Source organism: Bradyrhizobium sp. JHI2711, assembly GCF_056156565.1.
Genome location: NZ_JBPZPT010000003.1, coordinates 187,104 through 204,435, shown reverse-complemented (window position 1 = coordinate 204,435; position 17,332 = coordinate 187,104). Strand labels below are relative to the sequence as shown.

The 17,332-nt window shown below is 65.9% G+C and carries 17 protein-coding genes; 8 read left to right on the top strand and 9 right to left on the bottom strand.

Annotated elements, in window-relative coordinates:
* Position 1 precedes the first annotated feature (1 nt).
* Positions 2–796: a protein-L-isoaspartate O-methyltransferase family protein gene (locus ACTEK7_RS23215; protein WP_225147762.1), complete on the top strand. Its 795-nt coding sequence runs from the start codon at positions 2–4 to the stop codon at positions 794–796.
* Between the two features lie 96 nt (positions 797–892).
* Entirely contained in the window at positions 893–1,840 is a 948-nt protein-coding gene (locus tag ACTEK7_RS23210; RefSeq protein ID WP_036026769.1) for a DUF6492 family protein, read from the top strand.
* Between the two features lie 103 nt (positions 1,841–1,943).
* Here ACTEK7_RS23210 and ACTEK7_RS23205 read toward each other — a convergent pair whose 3' ends face one another.
* Complete coding sequence (locus ACTEK7_RS23205; protein ID WP_225147761.1) at positions 1,944–3,011, bottom strand: endo-1,4-beta-xylanase; 1,068 nt, start codon at positions 3,009–3,011, stop codon at positions 1,944–1,946.
* Positions 3,008–4,096: a glycosyltransferase family 1 protein gene (locus ACTEK7_RS23200; RefSeq protein ID WP_225147760.1), complete on the bottom strand. Its 1,089-nt coding sequence runs from the start codon at positions 4,094–4,096 to the stop codon at positions 3,008–3,010. The genes ACTEK7_RS23205 and ACTEK7_RS23200 overlap by 4 nt, the downstream gene beginning before the upstream one ends.
* A gap of 279 nt (positions 4,097–4,375) precedes the next feature.
* Between ACTEK7_RS23200 and ACTEK7_RS23195 the strand changes: the two genes are divergently transcribed.
* Both ACTEK7_RS23195 and ACTEK7_RS23190 read left to right on the top strand, forming a co-directional pair.
* Positions 4,376–5,812: a lipopolysaccharide biosynthesis protein gene (locus ACTEK7_RS23195; RefSeq protein ID WP_225147759.1), complete on the top strand. Its 1,437-nt coding sequence runs from the start codon at positions 4,376–4,378 to the stop codon at positions 5,810–5,812.
* A 262-nt stretch (positions 5,813–6,074) separates the two neighbouring features.
* A complete protein-coding gene (locus ACTEK7_RS23190) occupies positions 6,075–7,616 on the top strand; it encodes a L,D-transpeptidase (RefSeq protein ID WP_036026748.1) in 1,542 nt (513 codons plus the stop codon).
* A 29-nt stretch (positions 7,617–7,645) separates the two neighbouring features.
* On the opposite strand, the gene ACTEK7_RS23185 is transcribed toward ACTEK7_RS23190, so the two are convergent.
* The 3 genes from ACTEK7_RS23185 to ACTEK7_RS23175 all read right to left on the bottom strand — a co-directional run bounded on the left by ACTEK7_RS23185 (position 7,646) and on the right by ACTEK7_RS23175 (position 10,117).
* Positions 7,646–8,458: a class I SAM-dependent methyltransferase gene (locus tag ACTEK7_RS23185; RefSeq protein ID WP_225147758.1), complete on the bottom strand. Its 813-nt coding sequence runs from the start codon at positions 8,456–8,458 to the stop codon at positions 7,646–7,648.
* Between the two features lie 89 nt (positions 8,459–8,547).
* Positions 8,548–9,087 (bottom strand): VOC family protein, encoded by a 540-nt coding sequence (locus ACTEK7_RS23180; protein ID WP_225147757.1) that lies wholly within the window; start codon positions 9,085–9,087, stop codon positions 8,548–8,550.
* Between the two features lie 25 nt (positions 9,088–9,112).
* Positions 9,113–10,117 (bottom strand): Bug family tripartite tricarboxylate transporter substrate binding protein, encoded by a 1,005-nt coding sequence (locus tag ACTEK7_RS23175; RefSeq protein ID WP_050995989.1) that lies wholly within the window; start codon positions 10,115–10,117, stop codon positions 9,113–9,115.
* 99 nt (positions 10,118–10,216) lie between these two features.
* Between ACTEK7_RS23175 and ACTEK7_RS23170 the strand changes: the two genes are divergently transcribed.
* The 3 genes from ACTEK7_RS23170 to ACTEK7_RS23160 are packed head-to-tail and all read left to right on the top strand — an operon-like array spanning position 10,217 to position 12,300.
* Entirely contained in the window at positions 10,217–10,915 is a 699-nt protein-coding gene (locus tag ACTEK7_RS23170) for a TetR/AcrR family transcriptional regulator (RefSeq protein ID WP_036026741.1), read from the top strand.
* The gene (locus ACTEK7_RS23165; RefSeq protein WP_036011690.1) at positions 10,893–11,453 is read left to right on the top strand and encodes a carboxymuconolactone decarboxylase family protein; all 561 of its coding nucleotides are present in this window, start codon (positions 10,893–10,895) and stop codon (positions 11,451–11,453) included. The genes ACTEK7_RS23170 and ACTEK7_RS23165 overlap by 23 nt, the downstream gene beginning before the upstream one ends.
* Before the next feature lies 1 nt (position 11,454).
* Positions 11,455–12,300 (top strand): SDR family NAD(P)-dependent oxidoreductase, encoded by an 846-nt coding sequence (locus ACTEK7_RS23160; RefSeq protein ID WP_225147756.1) that lies wholly within the window; start codon positions 11,455–11,457, stop codon positions 12,298–12,300.
* A 51-nt stretch (positions 12,301–12,351) separates the two neighbouring features.
* Here ACTEK7_RS23160 and ACTEK7_RS23155 read toward each other — a convergent pair whose 3' ends face one another.
* The 4 genes from ACTEK7_RS23155 to ACTEK7_RS23140 are packed head-to-tail and all read right to left on the bottom strand — an operon-like array spanning position 12,352 to position 14,917.
* Entirely contained in the window at positions 12,352–12,891 is a 540-nt protein-coding gene (locus tag ACTEK7_RS23155; RefSeq protein ID WP_036026738.1) for a DoxX family protein, read from the bottom strand.
* Positions 12,888–13,670, bottom strand: a complete 783-nt coding sequence (locus ACTEK7_RS23150) for an HvfC/BufC N-terminal domain-containing protein (protein WP_225147755.1) — start codon at positions 13,668–13,670, stop codon at positions 12,888–12,890. Before ACTEK7_RS23150 ends, ACTEK7_RS23155 begins: the two co-directional genes overlap by 4 nt.
* The gene (bufB, locus tag ACTEK7_RS23145) at positions 13,660–14,574 is read right to left on the bottom strand and encodes an MNIO family bufferin maturase (protein WP_036026735.1); all 915 of its coding nucleotides are present in this window, start codon (positions 14,572–14,574) and stop codon (positions 13,660–13,662) included. Before bufB ends, ACTEK7_RS23150 begins: the two co-directional genes overlap by 11 nt.
* A gap of 37 nt (positions 14,575–14,611) precedes the next feature.
* The gene (locus tag ACTEK7_RS23140) at positions 14,612–14,917 is read right to left on the bottom strand and encodes a BufA1 family periplasmic bufferin-type metallophore (RefSeq protein ID WP_036026732.1); all 306 of its coding nucleotides are present in this window, start codon (positions 14,915–14,917) and stop codon (positions 14,612–14,614) included.
* A 308-nt stretch (positions 14,918–15,225) separates the two neighbouring features.
* Between ACTEK7_RS23140 and ACTEK7_RS23135 the strand changes: the two genes are divergently transcribed.
* Positions 15,226–17,316 carry an adenylate/guanylate cyclase domain-containing protein gene (locus ACTEK7_RS23135; RefSeq protein WP_225147754.1) on the top strand — a complete coding sequence of 697 codons (2,091 nt, stop codon included), beginning with the start codon at positions 15,226–15,228 and terminating at the stop codon, positions 17,314–17,316.
* Positions 17,317–17,332 lie beyond the last annotated feature (16 nt).

The following is a 17,332-nucleotide window of genomic DNA, read 5'->3' as shown; positions in this document are numbered from 1 at the left end:
CATGAGCGATCTTGCCGCCGCGCGTGCGCGCTACGCTGAGTTGATCGCCAGGCGCGAGCGGATTGCCTCGAAGCGTCTGCTCGATGCGCTCGCCGCTGTTCCGCGCGAGGACTTTCTGCCAAGAGGACCCTGGCGCATCAAGGGCGAGGCGGCGCGCAGCTACCGGCTGACGTCCGACGCCGATCCCGTTCATCTCTACGACAACGTGCTGGTCGCGATCGATGCACGCCGCAAGCTCGACACCGGCCTGCCGAGCCTGTGGGCGCATTTGATCGACATTCTCGACGTCAAGCGGACGGACCGTGTGGTGCAGATCGGCTGCGGCCTCGGCTATTTCTCGGCGGTGCTGTCGATGATGGTCGGCGAGAAGGGCCGCGTCCATGCGATCGAATGCGACGAGCGGCTCGCGACCCGGGCGGCGAGCTATTTGCGCGGCTATGGCAATGTCACGGTCGTCCACGGCGATGGATGCAAGGACGTGAGCGAGCCCGCCGATGTGATCATCGTCCATGCCGGCTTCCCGCACCCGCACCCGCTCTGGCTGCGGTCGCTCCGTCCGCGCGGCCGTCTTCTGGTGCCGCTGACCCAGCGCGACCGCGAAGGCGCCGCCCTCAAGATCACGCGGAGGGCCAGGGGTTTCGAGGCAGAGGCGATCCAGCAGATCCGGATCTTTCCCGGCCGGGGCCGCGGCGTGACCGCCCTCGACGACCGCGTCGCCGACTGGTGGCAGCGCGCCTCAGCCCTGGCGCCGCTCCGCTTTCGCGGGCTGGAGCAGGGGCTGCCGTCGGATGGCTAACACTTCGTTTCGCTTTACCTTGATTTCGATCGTGAGTTTCCGGCATCTCGCATTGCCGCTATCAGTGCGGGTCTGATGGCCATTTGAGCGTGCTCCATGCATTCCGTTGCCCTGCTGACTGCCAGCTACGCCAAGGATATCGAACGCTTTTCGCTGCTTAGCGAGAGCATCGACACCTGGCTGTCGGGATACACGCGCCATTATGTGCTCGTTAACGATGAGGACGTGCCGCTGTTCGCGCGCTTCGCGTCCGACAAGCGGGTGATCGTTCCGGCCTCGCGCTATCTGCCGAAGTGGCTGTTCGCGCTGCCGCCGGCGCTCCAGTTCGGCAGCCGGCGCGTCTGGCTGTCGCTGCTGTCCTCGCCGGTGCACGGCTGGCACATCCAGCAGATCCTGAAGATCGCCGGCGTCCTCAACGCGCCCGAGCAGCGCGTCTGCATCCTGGATTCGGACAATCTGTTCTTCCGCGAGTTCGACGTCAGCCGATATGCCGGCGCTGAGACGACGCCGCTGTTCGTCACGCGCAAAGCGATCGCCGCCGACCACCCGTTGCACGGCCTGTGGCTGCGCACCGTCGACCAGCTTCTCGGCATCAAGGAGCGCGCGTTCCCGGCGGACGATTATGTCGGCAACGCGCTGGTCTGGGACAGGGACACGGCGCGTGCGATGACGGACGCGATCAAGTCGGCGACCGGCCTGAGCTGGGCGCTGGCGCTGTGCCGGAAGAAGAAGTTTTCGGAGTATCTGCTTTACGGAAACTTCGTCGCCAATGCGCCGGAACACCTGGCGCGACATCGGCTCACCGAAGACAGCATCGCGGTCTCGCACTGGGACGACACGCCGCTCGACCGCCCGGCCATCGAAGCGATGATGCGCACGGCCTCGCCCGAGCAGGTCGCGCTTTGCATTCAGTCCTATTCGTCGACGTCGATCGCCGACATCCGCGACGTGTTCCGCCTGTCCTCGCGCGAGCGGCGCGCGCCGAGCCTGGCCCCCGATCATATCGGCGATGTGGCCGCGTTCGAAACGCCGAAGACACGCTGATTTCTAAAGCATGATCCGGAAAAGTGCATAGCGGTTTCCGAAAAGATCATGCTCGAACAATAATCTAAAGCGCGATGACGATTCATCCTAATCGCATCGCGCTTTAGCCGTCCTTCGTGAACTTGCTGATGACGTCCATGAACGGCTTCGGCTTGAACTCGCCGTCGAGCGGCAGGGGGCGGTTCGGCTGCTTGTCCTTGCGGGCAAAGGTGCCGTTGATCCAGCTGTAACGGTCCGAGATGCCCCAGGTCAGGATCGACCGCACCGGGCCGCTCGCGGCAACGGCCGTCAGCAGGTCGTCGACGCGCTTGGCGACGACGGCGTCGCGCTCCGCAGGACTTCCCGCCAGCTTCTGGTCGTCGACGTCGAGCTCGGTGATGAGAACCTCGAGCCCCCAGGAACGCAGCTCGGTGACGAATTTGGCGAGCCCGTGCGTGTCGATCTCAAGCTCGGCGTGAAGATGCGCCTGCAGCCCGACGGCGTGGAGCGGAACGCCCTGATCGAGCAGGTCCATGATGAGGGTGCGATAGGCCGCCCGCTTGGCGATGAACGAGTCCTTCGCCGACTCGATGTCATATTCGTTGATCGCGAGCTTGACGAAAGGGTCGGCCGCGGCCGCCGTGCGGAACGCCAGCGGAATCCAGCGATCGCCGAGATGTTGCGTCCAGAAGGTGTCGCGCCGGTCCTTCGGGCTGCGCGGATTGTCCGGGATCGGCTCGTTGACGACGTCCCACGACGTCAGCTTGTCCTTGTAGTAGGAAACGACGGTGCCGATGTGGTCGAGATAGGCGCGTTCGACGCCCTTGCTGCCCTTGATCTGCTTGGTCCAGTCCGGAATGTCGTGATACCAGGCGAGTGCGTGGCCGCGCATGGTCAGATCGTTGTCGCGCGCGAAATCCAGGATCGCGTCGGCGCGCTCGAAGGTGAACGTATGGGCGTCCGGCCGCAGCATCGGCCATTTCAGCTCGAGCACCGGCACCACCTGCGTGCAATAGGTGCTGATGGCCTCGCCGAGCCGCGGATCGGCTTGCAGGTCCCAGAGCGTGGCGGCTGCGCCGTAGCCCGGGCGGCGTTGGACGCGTTTCGAGGCCGGCACCGCGGACGCCGATGCGCCCGCCGCGAGCGTTGCGACACTGCCGAGCAGGAATTCGCGTCGGTCGAGCCCGGTCACGCGTGCCGCTGCATCGCGGCTTCCGCGATTTCGTAATAGTGAAGCGCGCCCTTCTCGAGCGTCAGGTGGTCCAGCACATAATCGCGCGGCGCGAAGCCTCCTGCGTCGACCTGCGACCAGAAACGGCCCCAGCCCGCCGCGAAGCTGCCCGCATCAGTGAAGGTCATGCCGCAGCGCGCGTCGAAATAGGGCACCGAGGACACGTTGCCCTCGTATCGCACCTTGTCCGGGAAATATTTCGGATCCTGCCAGGGTCCGCCGCGATCCCAGGCGAAGACGGGCACGCCGCTCGAGAGTGCTTGCTGGCAGGCGATGCCCTGGCTCTCGTGCTCGCAGAGGAAGATCATGCTGCGGCAGCGCGCCAGCGCGGCCTTGTAATCCTCTTCCTTGTATTGCCCGTAGCGGATCGTTTCGACCGTGCGGCCGCTGGCTTCGAGAAACTTTCGGATCGGCTCGATCAGCTCCGGTTGATACCGGTCGTAATCCCAGCGGACCTTGTCGTAGAACAGCACGTCGATCTTCTTCTGCGCGGCCGGCGCCGGGACCCACAGATCCGTCTCGATGCCGACGGGCCAGGCACCGACATGGGGCCAGTGCGGACGGAACATGTCGGCATACCAGGCGCACGGCAACAGCACCTGCCTCACGTCGAGATCCTCTAGAGTTTCTGGTGCGTCGATCGGATGGTCATACATGGCGACGCCAAGCAGCAGTGGATTCTTCCACTTGAACCAGTCGAGCACGAACGGCCGGCCGATGATGCAGGCCAGTTCCTCCGGATGCTTCCGAATGTAGCGATAATCGTTGATGCGGTAGCGAATGCCAAGCCGATCGAGACCTGCGCACAGATTGAGCAGAACGCGCCGCTGTCCGCTGATGAAGGACTTGCCCAGCAGCAACCGGCGCAGCAGCGGCCGAAGGTGACGGTCGCCGGGAAACCAGCGGTCGTCTCGTTCCTCGAAGAAGAGGTTGAGGACCATCCTGTCGCGGCCCTTCGCGCCGGGATACGCCGGAGCCGCGGGAGCAGTGGCGGTTCGACGCGGGAGGGAGGTCGATCTCGCCCGTGTTCGTTCGACAACGTCCATATCAGTTACATCAGTGCGTCGGAGGAGTCGGGCGACGTTTCGCTATCATTGCTTCTTTTCTGTGATCGCGCCCGCTCCTTCAAGGACAGGGCAAATTTAACGCTAACGCGCGATAACCGCGTGCTCGCTCCATTAGCGATCCGATTTGCAGGGTTATCCGGCTATCCTTGACTTGTCCTTGACCTATCCTTGGCAATGCCAGCGGCGAGCCCCGATTGTCGCACCCAATCGTCTTAACGATCCGTTAATCCTGATGGCCGCCCACGGTCCCGTGCTCGCATGCTGAACCGCCATTTCTCGATCTATCTCGTCGCCTACATCCTGCCTGCGGCGGTGGGCTTCTTCGCCGTCACGGCCTATACGCGGCTCCTCAGCCCGGCGGAGTACGGCGTCTATGTCGTCGGCATCAGCCTTGCCGGGATTCTGGGCGCGATCTTCTTCGCCTGGATCAAGCTGTCGGTGTCGCGCTATCAGGCGATGTCGGCGGAGGTCGATTTTCGTGGCACGGCAATCGTCGCCTTCGCGCTCACGGCCGCGGTGCTCTGCGCCACCACTCCGCTGGTCGTCCTGTTCCGCAGCGATGTCAGCGTCGAGCTGCTGCTCGCCAGCATGTTCGTCGCGATCATGGCCAATGCAGTCGATGTCGGCCAGGAGTTCGAGCGCGCTAAATTGCGCCCCTACCGGTTCGCGGCGATCTCGATCGTGCGCAGCGTCTCCAGCGTCGGCTTCGGTCTTCTCGGAATCTGGCTCGGCTGGGGTGGATTGGGGCTGCTCGCCGCATTCGGCCTGGGGTCGCTCGCCGGCATCATCCTGAACCTCGTCGGCGACCGCACCGGGATCGCGCGCTTCCAGCGCAGCCAGTTCATGCAGCTGGCGCGCTACGGCCTGCCGCTGACGCTGGCGGGATTGTCCGTGGCGGTCTATTCGGCCTGCGACCGCCTCATTGTCGCTTATCTGCTCGGCAAGGACGCTGCCGGCATCTTCGGCGTTGCCGCCGATCTGCCGCGCCAGTTCATGGTCATGATCGCATCCAGCGTCGCCGCGGCGACGGTGCCGCTGGTGTTCCGGTCATTGTCCGAGAACAACGGCGAGACGACGCGGGAGCGGCTGACCGAAAGCCTCGAGCTGCTGCTCGTCGTGGTGGCGCCCGTTGCGGTCTGGCTTGCGCTTGCGGCGGACCAGGTCGCCGGAACGCTCGTCGGGATCGACTTCCGCGCCGGCGTCTCGGCCCTGTTGCCGACACTGGTGCTTGCGCGGCTTTTCGGCATCGCCAATCAGTTCTACGTGCAGATCAGCTTCCAGCTCGCCGAGCGGCCCTTCATGCTGGCGGCGCAATCCTTTCTCACGCTGGTGATCAGCGTCATCCTGATGTTCGCGCTGATCGGCGGCTACGGCCTTCACGGCGCGGCGCTGGCGACGCTGGCAACCGAGGCGATCGGCTTCCTCGTCGCACTCGTCCTGATGCATCGGGCCCATCCGGTCCCGTTCGAGCTCAACCGCCTCGCCGGCGTTGCCGCCTCCGCGGCATTGATGGCGGCGGCGATCCTTGTTGCGCGCGCGCAAGTGGGCGGCACCGGCCTCGCCTCGCTCGTCATCGTCAGCCTCGCCGGCGGCCTTGCCTATGCGGCCGCGGCCTGGCTGCTCAATGTTGCGAACGTGCGAACGTTGTCGCTGCGTTTCCTGCGAACGTTGAACCGCAAGGCTCTCGGCGTCTAGCGGGAGGGCTATTCGCGCGTCCGTACGGTCGCACCAAAAGGTGATCCGGACATTCTGCCGCAGCGATCGAGGCCAGCTCCGGCCGCCCTCGGCTGACGGCCGCCTTCCGCCTCCGCGAGGCGTCGTATATGAGAGATTTGTCGTCCGAACGTACCGAATCCCGCCACAGACGGAACGTAAGGCGACTGCAATTTCTTAATGCAACGATTCCAATCTGACACGTGAGCGATACCAGCCGACTGGCAGCTCGACCGAGGATGGCATGAAAAACCGATCGACGACGGCGCAATCCATCAGGGCGGTGGGGCGCCGGGGGCCTGCCGGAATCATGGCGCTCGTGGCGGCGGCGACCCTTGCGGCGGCCACCCCGGCGATTGCGGCCAAGCAGCAGCGCCAGGTGGCCGAGGCAGTCGCGCCGCGGGTGGCCGGCGATCCGGTCATGGCGATCGTGTCGATCAAGAGCCAGCAGGTCACTTTCTACGATGCCGACGGCTGGATCGTGCGCGCGCCGGTATCGACCGGCACCACCGGACGCGAGACGCCGGCTGGCGTCTTTGCCATCCTTGAGAAGAACCGGGAGCATCGCTCGAGCCTTTATGACGATGCCTGGATGCCGCACATGCAGCGCATTACCTGGAACGGCATCGCCCTGCATGGCGGACCGCTGCCCGGCTATGCCGCCTCGCACGGCTGCGTGCGAATGCCGTTCGGCTTCGCCGAGAATGTGTTCGACAAGACCTATATCGGGATGCGCGTGATCGTCTCGCCGCATGACACGGTCCCGACGGAATTCTCTCATCCCTCGCTGTTCGTGCCAAAGCCGGAGGCCATCGCGGCCGTGCCCGGCCGGGCCGACAAGCTCTCCGCCGAGGCGGAGGAGGCCACAAGGGCGGCCGACGAGGCCAAGAAGGCTGCGTCCGCCGCCGCGAAGGAAGCCGCCTCGCTCCCGGCCGCGTTGCGCAAGCTGGAACAGCAGAAGACCCGCGCCGATGCCGAGCTCGCCTTCGCCGACAAAATGCTCGCAAATGCCAAGACGGATCAGGCCCGCGCCAAGGCCGAGGAGCTGAAGCAGAAGGCAGCAACCAAGGCTGCCGACGCGGCGACGCAGCTCGAGGCCGCCAGGGCCGCCGCGCAGCCGAAGCGCGATGCGGTGGCTGCGACCAAGGAAGCCGCGAAGACCGCTGCGGCCAGAAAGACCGAGGCCGTGAAGGCGGCGACCGACGCGAAGCTCGCGGGCGAGCCGGTCTCGGTCTACATCAGCCGGGCGACGCAGAAGCTCTATGTGCGTCGGAACACGCACAAGCCGGCGCCCGACGGCGGCGGCGAGGTGTTCGACACCAGCATCGAGGTCCCCGTCACGATCCGCAATCCCGAGCAGCCGATCGGCACGCATATCTTTACGGCGATGGCGAAGACCGGGACGGGCCTGCGCTGGAGCGTTGTCACGATCGAGAACGGCGATGAGGCGCGCAACGCACTCGACCGCATCACCATCCCGCAGGACGTATGGGACCGCATCGGACCGACCGCGTTGCCGCGTTCCTCGATCGTCGTCTCGGACGAGCCGCTGAGCAGCGAGACCAATTACCGCACCGAGTTCGTCGCGGTGCTGAGCAACGAGCCGCAAGGCGGCTTCATCACGCGCAAGCCGACCGCGCCTGCCATGATCGCCAGCGATGACGGCTGGGACAACGGCTTCGGCTTCTTCTATCGCGATCCCTACGTCCAGCCGGCCAACCCGCGCCGGCGCAGCCAGTACCAGTACTATCAGCCGGCGCAGCCGTTCCAGCGCGGCTTCTGGTAAAGGACGCGCCGCCTCGGCCAACGCCCCTGCTACGGGCGGGCCTCGATCACGATCGCCTGGATCTTGCCCTCCACCGGACCGGATCCATGGCGGGCCCGGATTGCCTCCGCAACCGTATCGGTCGCAGCCTGAAGCTTGCCGGCATCCCGTGCCTCGATCTCGCTGCGCAGCGGCGTGCCCTGGCAGAGCGCAATGGCGACATCTTCGGCTAAAGGCGCGCGGCTGATTTCGGATCGGGTTTCGATCGAGATGTCGCGGAAGCCAGCTCGTTCGAGATCGCTCCTGATGACGGCCTTGTCGTGATAGCCGTGCGGCGTCCGGACCATGAAACGCGGCGGATCATTGGGAAACAGCTTCTCGAGCGCGACCGTTGCTTCATGCGTGAGCGCATTCTCCTCGATGCGATCCCAAACGTTGAACACGAACGTGCCGTCCGGCTTCAGGACGCGCCTGACCTCGCCATAGGCCTTGATGCGGTTCGGAAAGAACATCGCGCCGAACTGGCAGCAGACCACGTCGAACTCGGCGTCGCCCAAGGGCAGGGCCATTGCGTCCGCCTGGCGCCAGGTGATGCGATCGTCATTCGCCTGGCGCTGCGCTGCGACCGCGAGCATCGGTTCGTTGAGGTCCGTTGCAACGTATCGAACGCCGCGCGGCAGCGCCGCCGCCACGGCACGCGTCACCGCACCGGTGCCCGCTGCGATCTCGAGCAATACAGCGGGAGAGCGTGCGGCAACGCGCCTTGCGATGTCCTCCGCATAGACGGCGAAGATCATCGGGACCAGATACTCGTCGTAGATTTTCGGAATCGAGCCGGCGAAAACCTTGTCAGTGTCGGGCATGCTAGCCTCGCTGAAGGTTCGGACACGAGGCCACGTTACCATGGTTTCCCGCAAGAGCCAGCAACGGCGTACATTGCGGGCAATCGGTTCTACGATCTCCCGCCGCCGATCTCGCGGATCGGCCGCGTGCCGTCCCAGCTCATCGCGGCCTGCCGCACCTTCTCGAAGAACGGGCCCTTGGTGCCGCTGATGTCGGAGATTTCGATCACCGTGCCCGGATGCGCCTGCGTGTCGAAATAGGCAAAGCGTCCCTTGTTGCCGCCGATCTGGCCCTCATGGCCGATCCGATAGCCGAGCCCGAGCGCCTTGTCGTAGAGCGCCTGATAGTCGTGGCTCCAATACGACATGTGCTGGAGCCCTTCGCGCCCGGCATCGAGAAATTCCCTGTAGAGCGAGGGCGCGTCGTTGCGCTGCTGGATCAGCTCGATCTGGAGATCGCCGGAATTCGCCAGCGCAATGCTCATCTCGACGGCCGAATCCCGGCCGCGATGCCGGAACCAGTCGGTCTTGACCCGGTCCATGTAGTACCAGGGGCCGACGCCCATCACCTCGATCCAGTGCTTCATCGCGGCGTGGATGTCCCGCACCACATATCCGTTCTGGCGCACCGCGCCGAAGATACGGCTCATGCCCGCGCTCCTGTCGTCAGCTTGCTCACTTGACCTCGATGCCCGCGTCCTTGGCAACCTGCTTCCAGGCCGTGATGTCGCGGGCGTTGATGTCGCGCTGCTCCTCGCCGGGCACGAATTGCGGCGTGATGCCGAGCGCCAGCAGCTTCTGCTTCACGACCTCATCGCCAAGGGCCTCCTTCAGGGCCGCCGACAGCTTCTGCGTGATCGGCGGTGCGACACCGGCCGGCGCATACATCGCCCAGGACAGGCTGCGGTCGAACGCCACGCCCTGCTCCTTGTAGCTGGCGATTTCGGGCAGGCTCGGCGACCGCTCGCCGCAGGCGGCCAGCGCCTTGATCGAGCCCTCCTTCACCAGCGGCGTTGCGGTGGCAACGTCGAGCGTCGCGAGCGAAATGTGGCGGCCGAGCAAATCGCCGGCCAGCTTTGCGATGCCGTTGAACGGCACGTGGTCCATCCTGATGCCGGTCTGCTGCATCAGGATCTCCGCGCAGAATTGTCCGGTCGAGCCGACGCCCCAGCTGCCGTACTGGATCGGCTCGCCCTTCTTGGCCAGCGCGACCAGACCCTTGATGTCATTGGCGGCAAAGTCCTTGGTTGCCACCAGCATGATGGAGGAGACGCCGACGCGCCCGATCGTCGTGAAATCCTTGATCGGATCGTAGGGCAGTTTTGGATAGATCGCGGGCGCCAGCACATGCGTGGTCATGCCGCCGACGGTGATGGTGTAGCCGTCATTGGCGGAAGTCGCGACCATCTGCGTGCCGATCGTGCCGGCGGCGCCGGTGTGGTTCTCGATATAGATGCTCTGCCCGAGCGTCTTGCCCATCCTGTCCGCAAGCAGCCGGCCGACTACGTCGCCGCCGCCGCCGGCCGCGTAAGGCAGCAGCATCCTGATCTTGCGGGTGGGGTAGGCGGCAGCATCCTCGGCGCGGGCGGACGGCGCCGCTGACAAGATCAGCAGCAATGATGTGACGATGCGAAGCGCTGCGATGGTTTGCGCGGGCAAAAGGCGAGCGTGGCTTGCCATGGCATTCTTCCCCAATTGCTCTCCGCTTATCGAGCGGAGTTAAAACGAACGATCGTTCGTACGGTTGACTAGCGAACGAGCGTTCGTTAGTCAAGCAGCATGGCTGTCGACACCTCCAGCGCGGCTGAAGCGGCTGCGCCCACGACGCGCGAGCGCATCCTCGCCGAAGCGCTCAACCTGTTCGCGCAGAGCGGTTATGGCGGCGCCTCGATGCGCGAGCTCGCGCGCCGCGTCGGCATCCGCGAGAGCAGCCTCTACAACCATTTCCCCGGCAAGGCGGCGATCCTCGAGGCGATCGTCAGCGAGCATGGCCCGGCCAGCTCGGCGAGCCGGCTGGAGGAGCCGCGCTACAAGCAGCTGGCGCGGCAGCCGGCGGAGTTCTGCCGGCAGTTCGCGCTCGACCTCGTCGAGCAATGGTCCGATCCGCGCGAGCACCAGTTCCAGAAGGTCATCACCGCCGAGCGCAACCGCGTGCCAGGCATTCGCGCCAAATTCGCCGATCATTTCTACGCGCGCGAGCAGAGCCTGATGACGGATTATTTCCGCGGCTTCGCGCTCGCCGGCCTGATCTCGACCACTGATCCGCGCGAGACCGCGCGGCTGTTCGCCGCCGGTCTGATCTACATCCGCCTCGAGCATTACGTGATGGGCGCGGTGCCGTCGCCGCGGCCGAAGGTGATCGAGGCGATCGACCGCTATCTCGCCTTCTTCCTGTCGCTGATCGCGGCAGGTCAAGACGCCGACAACAAGAAGCGAAAGCCCAAGGGAGAAATGCGTGGCAAGGCTGCCCCTGATTGATCCGGAGACGACGAGCGGCGACATTCGCGCCTCGTTCGACCGCATGCCGGTCAAGCTCAACATCTTCCGCATGATGGCCCATGCCGAGGCCAACATGATTCCGGCGATGCGGCTCGGCAATTCCATCCTGCACAAGCAGAAGCTCAGCGCGGTCAACCGCGAGCTTCTGATCCTCCAGTCCGCCCAGCTCGAAGGCGGCGCCTACGAGTGGCGCCAGCACGTGCCGATCGCGCTCGGCGTCGGCTGCACGCAGGACCAGATCGACGCCGTCGAGCGTAGTGACTACGACGCCGCCGGCCTGAGCGAGGCCGAGCGCGCGCTGCTGAAGTTCGGCCGCGAAGTGGTCGAGAACGTCCGTGTCCCCGAGACCATCTTCGCGGCCGTGCGAAAACATTTCAGCGACCAGGAAATCGTCGAAGCCATCGTCGCGCTCGGCTTTTACATGATGATGGCGCGCCTGACCGAAGCAACGGAAACCGATCTCGATCCCGCCGCTGGCATGAAGGTCTATGACGGCGGCAAGAAGCCAGGCGGCTGAGATGGCGGACACCGAGAGCAAGCCGGAGCGTTACATTCGTCCGCCGAGCGTGGAATCATCCGGAGAAGCGCCGGGCAGGGGGCGCCTCAAAGGGCGCCGCATCCTGATCGTCGGCGGCGGCCAACGCGTGTTCGACGCAGCGAGCGATCCAATCGGCAACGGCCGTGCCATGAGCATCCTGTGCGCCCGCGAGGGCGCCAAGGTCGCGGTCGCCGATCTCAACCGCAGCTCCGCCGAACAGACGGTGAAGCGCATCACGGATGAAGGCGGCGACGGTCTTGCCATCGCGGCCGACGTCACCTCGGAGGCCGACGTCGTCCGCATGATCGACGAGGCGCGCCGCGCCATGGGCGGGCTCGACGGCATGGTGCTGAACGTCGGCACATTCGGCAAGGTCGGGCTCGATGCCGTCAGCCCCGAGGAGTGGAACAAGATCTACGACGTCAATGTCCGCGGCCCCATGCTGTGCTGCCGCGCCGGCTTGCCGAAATTCGACGATGGCGGCGCCATCGTCTTCATCTCCTCCATCGCCGCGCTGAAGGCGGGCTCGCAGATGGCGGTGTACGATTCCTCGAAAGCCGCGCTCGGCGGTCTGATGCGCAACATCGCCCATCTCGGAGCGCGCCGCGGCATCCGCGCCAATCTCGTCTATCCCGGCCTAGTCGACACCCCCAACGGCCGCGAAGCCGGCGCGGGCCGCCCCAGCCGTGGCAAGGGCCACATCCCGTTCGGCCGCCAGGCGACGGCCTGGGAGATCGCCTATGCCGTGCTGTTCTTCCTCTCGGACGAAAGCGTCTACGTCACCGCACAGACCCTCGCAGTCGATAGCGGCCTGAGCGCAATGTAAGTGCTCTTCTGTAGCCCGGATGGAGCGCAAGCGTAATCCGGGACCGATGCCTCACCGCGCAACCTGCCCCGGATTGCGCTGCGCTCCATCCGGGCTACGGATGCGACAGATCAGATGATCGAGCGAGATGTGCCCCGGCCCGTAAGCCATGAGGGCAAGCGCCATCGCCGCCCAAGTGAGGTGAATCGGCCAGCCGTCGGGCACCGTGAGCTCGACGATCACGGTCATGAACAGCAGCCCGAGCGCGGCGAACCGCGTGCCCAGTCCCAGCACCAGCAGGATCGGGAACATGATCTCGCCGGAGCCCGAGAGAAAGGCCATCACCGTCGGGGCCGGAAAGTGATAGGGCCCGCCGGGCAGATGCAGCATGAATTCGTCGCTGAACAGCGTCACCGCGGTGTCGTTGAGCTCGAGGAAGCCGCTCCATTTGAGCAGGCCCGAGCGCCAGAACGGCACGGCCAGCGCGAGGCGCAGCACCAGCTGGACGAGCGATGGCACCGCGAGCGCCTGCACCAGATGATTGGCTCTGTCGATGAGTGCTCCGGGCGACGGCAGGCCGCTGGCGGGCGTCATGGGCTGCTCCGTGATCATGATGGGTCTCCGCAACAGAGCGAGGTGAAGGCGCCGGCTTCGATCAGCCCGGCAATATTCGCGGCAATGTCGAATTCGCTCGCCGCTTCCAGCGCTGCCGCAGCGGCTTCGCCGAGCGGCCGGCCCGACATGAGATGGTGCGCGAAGACCGCTCCGCCGGGCGGAAGGCGGCGCACGGCGACGTCGAATTCGCCTCGCGTGATCAGGGCATCCTCCGGCGTCGAGGCATCGATCCGCATAATCGGTGCGTCGTCGCGGTTGGCCGCAAAGATCGTCACGGCAGCGTAATTCGAACGCAGGCACCGCGCGGCCGGGTGCGGAATGAAAACCAGATCAGCCAGGCGGTCGGGCGTCACCGCCGAGAGCCGGGCCGACGACAGCGGGATGGCGTCGGCGGCGTGATAGGCGTCGAGCCAGGCCCGCTCGAGACGCGCGACGTCGCCGAGCCAGGGCAGATCTTGCGCATGCTCGTAGGCTTCGATGAAGTCCGGAAAGTCGCGGCCATATTCGAACAGCAGCGGCGATGTCGGCGGATTGCTGCGCACATGCAAGCGCGCCATCGCGCGGAAGAAGTCGACGCCGGTGATGCGCTGCACCGCCGGATAGATTGCGGCGAGCGCGTCGATCAGGCTGACCGTGACGTTGTTGCGGTAGACGTCGTAGCGCCGGCCAGCGGCCTTGCCGTTCGGGCCGGTCACGAGCTCAGGCGTGCTGCGCGCCGGATCCAGCAGCGCCGGCGCGAACGATGCGGCAAAGCACAAACCTGGTTCAGGCGGCATGACGCTCTCCTGCCGGCACGGCGGACTGATGGCGGTCGAGGATCGCCTGGGCGGCAGCGGCTTCCGCTTGCAGCACCGGCCAGTCCGGAATCTTGCTGTCCCATTCGATCAGCGTCGGCACCGGCCCGCGGCGGCGGATCACGATCTCGTAGAGTTTCCAGACGGCGTCGGCCACCGGGCCATCGTGGCTGTCGATCAACAGCAGGTCACCTTCGTTGTCGGCCTGCTCGGCATGCCCGGCGAGATGAATTTCCTCGACGCGCGACAGCGGGAAATCAGCGAGGTAGTCGAGCGCAGAATATCCATGGTTGGCCGCGGAGACGAACACGTTGTTGACGTCGAGCAGCAGGCCGCAGCCGGTGCGCTCCGCAACGGCGCGGATGAACTCGGTCTCGCGCATCGAGGATTCGCGAAAGGCGAGATAGGTCGACGGGTTTTCCAACAGCAGCGGCCGCCGGATCGCCTCCTGCACCTGATCGATGTGATCGCAGACGCAAGTCAGCGTCGCTGCCGTGTAGGGCAGAGGCAACAGATCGTTGAAGAAGCTGGTCTCGTGCGTCGACCAGGCGAGATGCTCGGAGACCAGCGCCGGCTGATAGCGCGCGACCAGGCCGCGGAAGCGCGCCAGATGCGCCTTGTCGAGCGGCCGGGGTCCGCCGATCGACATGCAGACGCCGTGCAGCGAGAGCGGATGATCGCGGCGGATCGCCTCCAGCGCGCGATGCGGCGGCCCTCCCGCGCCCATGTAGTTCTCGGCGTGGACCTCGAAGAAGCCGCGCCGATTCTTTGCCTCGAGGATTGCCGGGAGGTGCTCGGGCTTGAAGCTCGTCCCGGCAACGCCGCCGATCGGCGTTGCGAAGCGGAGCGGCAGCGCTGCTGGCGGGGCCGGCTTGATCGTGCTCATCGTGCTGCTCCGTTCGCGCTTGCCGTTGCGCCGGCCGTCAGATCGGCTTCAGCGAACCCTTCTTGCCGCCCGGCAGCTCGATGCTGGTGCAGGTGCCGCCCTTGACGAATTTCCAGGCATTACCCTGGTAGTCCACGGTCGAGGTGCCCTGGCAGGTGGTGCCCGGTCCCGCCGCGCAATCGTTCTGGCCTTTCAGTGCGACGCCGAAGCACTTCTCTTTCTTGGCGGCGACGGCGGCATCGGCTTCGGCCTTGCTCAGGGGGGCGGCGGAGGCAAGGGTCGCGAGCGCGGTCGACACCGCACCGGCGAGGACGAGGGAGGTGACGGTATGTTTGGCAGACATCGAGGTTCTCCTGTTCGAATGGTGCCGCCCGGCAGGCGAGCGCGCATGATCTCCTTCGTTCCGCGCGCCGCCCGTGTTACGGCGGGCTGCTCACGAAACCGTGAGATCGATTGGATCGGGCGCACGGTCGGTGCGCTTGGACGGGATTAGCGGGCAAGTGGGTGCCCAAATCCAATGCCTTGGCGCTATCGACACGTTAGAGCGAGAGCATTGGATGCGTCCGACCAAACTTGGCAGAGGTAACGGACGGTAGGAAATCTGCGTAGGAAGATGACAGGAGTCGCGCCCACCCAAAGGCGGATAAAACCATGAACGTCGATCCCGGACGCCAGCTGCGCGCGATCGCAAGGATGACGGTCAGTATCCGCCTTGCTGTCTCCGCGCTGGTCCTCGCCGCGATCCTGCTGACCGCGGCGCTCTCCAGCCTGCTGTGGTGGCGCACCGCGGAGGCGGCCAGCCGGCAGCTCGCCTCGACCATCAACGAGCAGATCGTCGCGGCGGTGCGCAAGGAGGTCTCGGCCATCGTCGACGAGGCGCGCGCCGCGCATACCGCGATCCGCACCCTGTTCCTCCAGAACGTGCTCGACACCCGCGAGGCCGACAAGCGCGAATTCGTCTTCCTCTCGCAATTGCAATCGCAGGCCACGATTTCCTGGGTCGCGTTCGGCTGGCCTGACGGCTCCTTCTTCGCCGCGCACAAGCTCGGCGATCGGCGCCTGGAGATGATGGAGATCTCGCTGACGGATCATCCGGGCGAGCGCCGCGTCGACGAATACGACGTGGTGCCCGGCGACATCGAGTTCGCCAACCGCCGCTTCGAGCCGACCGATTTCCGCGTCGCCGATCAGGCCTGGTTCAAGGCCGGCCTCGGCGCGGAAGACCCGCAATGGTTCAGGGTGATGGACCACGCGACCGGCGAGCGGCCGTCGATCGCCTTCGCCGGCCCGATCGACGTCTACCAGGAGCGCCAAGGCGTGCTTGCCGTCATCATCGAATATACCAGGCTTGCGCGCTTCCTGTCGCAGCTGGAGGTCGGACGCACCGGCACCGCCTTCATCGTCGACGGCAGCGGCGAGCTCGTCGCAGCGCCGGACAAGGACGCCGACGAGCTCCATCCGGCGCGTGGCGACACGGCGCTGCTGCCGCTGGCGCGCGCAGCGCTCGATCAGGCCGGGGAGGCCGGCCGCAAGGAGGCCTGGCAAAGCCGGCTCACCTCGGGCGGCGCGGCCTATGAGGTCGCGCTGACGCCGCTGCCGTTTCCCGGCTGGTCGCTCGCGACCGTGATCCCCGAGGCCGAATTTCTCGGGCCGGTCGAGACGACATTGCATCGCCTTATCCTCGGCCTCGCCGTCGGCGCCGTGCTCGCGGCGCTGGCCTCGGCGATGCTGGCGCGGTCCGTCATTGCCGCGCCGCTGTCGCGCGTCGTCGGCGAACTGCGCCATGTCGAAGCCTTCGCGCTGGAGCAGGTCCGCCGCCATCCGTCGCGGCTGAAGGAGATCGCAAGCCTATCGGGTGCGATCGCGGAGATGGCGGCCGGCCTGTCCGCATTCCGCAAGTTCATCCCGGCCGATCTCGTCCGTGGCCTGCTGCGCCAGGGCGTCGAGGCGAAGCCCGGCGGCAGCGTTCAGGAGCTCAGCGTGATGTTCATCGACATCGCCGGCTTTACCGGACTGTCGGAGCGGCTCGGCGATCGCGTCGTGCCGCTGCTGTCGCGCTATCTCGACCTCACCTCGGAGATCATCGTCGCCAATGGCGGGACCATCGACAAGTTCATCGGCGATGCCGTGATGGCGTTCTGGGGCGCGCCGCAGCCGCAAGGCGATCACGCCGCACGATGCTGCCGCGCCGCGCTCGCCTGCCGCCGGGCGATCGACGAGTCGGGCCTCGTCGACGATCTCGGTCAGCCGCTCCAGATCCGCATCGGCATCAATTCCGGCCGCATGCTGGTCGGCAATATCGGCTCGGAGCTGCGGCTGAACTACACCGTGATCGGCGATGCCGTGAACGTCGCGAGCCGGCTCGAAAGCGCCAACAAATCCTACGGCACGCAGATCCTGATCGGCGCGGCAACCGAACGTCTGGCGCGCGGCGCCGTCGTCACGCGCGAGGTCGACAGCATCGCGGTCTACGGACGCGAGGAGGGACTCTCCGTCCACGAGCTGATCGGGATGGTGAACGAGAATGCGGTCGGCAGCATCGGCTGGATCGCGGATTACGAACGCGGCCTCGCCGCCTATCGCGCCCGCCGCTTTGCCGATGCGCTCGCCGATTTCGAGGCGGTGCTGAAGCGGCGCGGCGACGATCGCCCGGCCGAGCTGATGCGTGACCGCTGCCGTCGGCTCGCTGCAGCTGCGCCCGACGTCAGCTGGCGGCCTGTGGCGGCATTGGCGTCGAAATAGCGACATCATCCGGCTA

What these genes read in the sequence shown, in the direction of transcription:
- ACTEK7_RS23215 (WP_225147762.1), top strand. Translation starts at nt 2, where the DNA reads ATGAGCGATCTTGCCGCCGCGCGTGCGCGCTACGCTGAGTTGATCGCC.
- ACTEK7_RS23210 (WP_036026769.1), top strand. Translation starts at nt 893, where the DNA reads ATGCATTCCGTTGCCCTGCTGACTGCCAGCTACGCCAAGGATATCGAA.
- ACTEK7_RS23200 (WP_225147760.1), bottom strand. Translation starts at nt 4,096, where the DNA reads ATGGACGTTGTCGAACGAACACGGGCGAGATCGACCTCCCTCCCGCGT.
- ACTEK7_RS23195 (WP_225147759.1), top strand. Translation starts at nt 4,376, where the DNA reads ATGCTGAACCGCCATTTCTCGATCTATCTCGTCGCCTACATCCTGCCT.
- ACTEK7_RS23190 (WP_036026748.1), top strand. Translation starts at nt 6,075, where the DNA reads ATGAAAAACCGATCGACGACGGCGCAATCCATCAGGGCGGTGGGGCGC.
- ACTEK7_RS23185 (WP_225147758.1), bottom strand. Translation starts at nt 8,458, where the DNA reads ATGCCCGACACTGACAAGGTTTTCGCCGGCTCGATTCCGAAAATCTAC.
- ACTEK7_RS23180 (WP_225147757.1), bottom strand. Translation starts at nt 9,087, where the DNA reads ATGAGCCGTATCTTCGGCGCGGTGCGCCAGAACGGATATGTGGTGCGG.
- ACTEK7_RS23175 (WP_050995989.1), bottom strand. Translation starts at nt 10,117, where the DNA reads ATGGCAAGCCACGCTCGCCTTTTGCCCGCGCAAACCATCGCAGCGCTT.
- ACTEK7_RS23170 (WP_036026741.1), top strand. Translation starts at nt 10,217, where the DNA reads ATGGCTGTCGACACCTCCAGCGCGGCTGAAGCGGCTGCGCCCACGACG.
- ACTEK7_RS23160 (WP_225147756.1), top strand. Translation starts at nt 11,455, where the DNA reads ATGGCGGACACCGAGAGCAAGCCGGAGCGTTACATTCGTCCGCCGAGC.
- ACTEK7_RS23155 (WP_036026738.1), bottom strand. Translation starts at nt 12,891, where the DNA reads ATGATCACGGAGCAGCCCATGACGCCCGCCAGCGGCCTGCCGTCGCCC.
- ACTEK7_RS23150 (WP_225147755.1), bottom strand. Translation starts at nt 13,670, where the DNA reads ATGCCGCCTGAACCAGGTTTGTGCTTTGCCGCATCGTTCGCGCCGGCG.
- bufB (WP_036026735.1), bottom strand. Translation starts at nt 14,574, where the DNA reads ATGAGCACGATCAAGCCGGCCCCGCCAGCAGCGCTGCCGCTCCGCTTC.
- ACTEK7_RS23140 (WP_036026732.1), bottom strand. Translation starts at nt 14,917, where the DNA reads ATGTCTGCCAAACATACCGTCACCTCCCTCGTCCTCGCCGGTGCGGTG.
- ACTEK7_RS23135 (WP_225147754.1), top strand. Translation starts at nt 15,226, where the DNA reads ATGAACGTCGATCCCGGACGCCAGCTGCGCGCGATCGCAAGGATGACG.